1 pseudogene is annotated in these 1,222 nt (G+C 73.0%); it reads left to right on the top strand.

Going from position 1 to position 1,222, the window contains the following annotated elements:
- Nucleotides 1-1,222 (top strand): annotated as a pseudogene (locus GJV64_RS14635) (ATP-dependent DNA helicase); the annotation flags it as partial.

Raw genomic sequence — 1,222 nt, 5'->3', positions numbered from 1 at the left:
TGGCCGATGCCTTCGCGCCGCGCGCCGGCGCCGGCCAGCCCACCATGGTGCTGGCCGAAGCCGGCACCGGCATCGGCAAGACGCTGGGCTATCTGGCGCCGGCCAGCCTGTGGGCCGAGGCCGCCGACGGCGCGGTGTGGGTGGCCACCTACACCAAGGCGCTGCAACGCCAGCTGGATGCCGAAACCCGTCGCATCTGGCCTGATGCCGATGAACGCCGCACTCGCGTGGTGGTGCGCAAGGGGCGGGAGAATTATCTGTGTCTCCTGAACCTCGAAGACGCGGTGCAGGGCGGTTTTGGCGGCCGCGCCGCCATCTTCGCGCGGCTGGCCGAGCGCTGGGCGGCCTACACGAAGGATGGCGACATGGTGGGGGGCGATCTGCCCGGCTGGCTGCCGCCACTGTTTGGCCGCGCCAGCTTTGCCGGCCTCACCGATCGGCGCGGCGAGTGCATCTATGCCGCCTGCCCGCATTATCGCAGTTGCTTCATCGAGCGGGCGACGCGAGCCTCGGCCCAGGCCAGCCTGGTGATCGCGAACCATGCGCTGGTGATGGTGAACGCCGCGCGCGGCCGGGCAGAGGGCGCCGGGCTGAACCGGCTGGTGTTTGACGAAGGCCACCACCTGTTCGACGCGGCCGACGCGACCTTTGCCGTGGCGCTCACCGGCCGCGAGGCGGTGGAGCTGAAGAACTGGCTGCTCGGCCCAGAACGCGCGGCCGGGCGCGGCCGGCGGCGGGGCCTGGCGGCGCGCCTCGCCGATGCCATCAGCTATGATGATGACGCGGCGCGCGCCGTCGAGCAGATTGCGGCGGCCGCTCGTGCCCTGCCGGCAGACGCCTGGTTGAACCGCGTTGCCGGCGATGAACCGGAGGGCCCGGTGGAAGCCTTGCTGGGCGCCGTCAGGGCCCAGGTGCTGGCGCGGGCCGAGGATGCGGACAGTGGCTATGGCCTCGAAACCGAGGTGGCCGATGTGCTGCCCCGGCTGGTGGAGGCCGCCGGCGCGGCCAGTGCCGCGCTTGCCCGGCTGGCGTTGCCGCTGGCCCAGCTGGAGGCGCGGCTGGCCCTGCTGCTCGATGATCCGCCGGACTGGCTGGACGGCGCGGCGCGGGCGCGGGTGGAGGGCGCGCGCAGTGGGCTGGTGCTGCGCGGCGCGCTGCTGGCGGCCTGGCAGCAATTGCTGGCGCGCCTTGGCGGCCCGGCCGATCCCGATTTCATCGACTG

The sequence above is a fragment of the Sandarakinorhabdus rubra genome (assembly GCF_010994245.1).
GTDB lineage: Bacteria > Pseudomonadota > Alphaproteobacteria > Sphingomonadales > Sphingomonadaceae > Sandarakinorhabdus > Sandarakinorhabdus rubra.
The sequence above is the reverse complement of the archived record's forward strand: the minus strand, read 5'-3'. Positions and strand labels throughout refer to the sequence as shown.